The following is a 263-nucleotide window of genomic DNA, read 5'->3' on the forward strand; positions in this document are numbered from 1 at the left end:
TGACGACAAGAGTGAGCACACCAAACCAACTCGCTCAGGTTAGCACGCAAAAGCAGGCATTAACCTACCATACTGATCCACGAAAACTGTATCAGCAAGTGACTAATAATGCGCCTCATACCATGCTGTTAGAATCAGCAGAGGTCGAAAGTAAAGACCATTTAAAAAGCATCGTACTCACTCATGCGGCAATGATGATACGTTGCGACGGTTATCAGCTCAGCTTCAGCGCATTAACTCAAAATGGTGCAGCGTTATTAACG

At 44.9% G+C, this 263-nt stretch carries 1 pseudogene; it reads left to right on the forward strand.

The features are described from left to right. Positions 1 to 11 precede the first annotated feature (11 nt). Positions 12 to 263: pseudogene (locus tag AAEZ02_RS22725) on the forward strand (anthranilate synthase component I); the annotation flags it as partial.

This window comes from Shewanella sp. T24-MNA-CIBAN-0130, from assembly GCF_040310185.1.
GTDB classification, from domain to species: Bacteria; Pseudomonadota; Gammaproteobacteria; order Enterobacterales; family Shewanellaceae; genus Shewanella; species Shewanella psychromarinicola.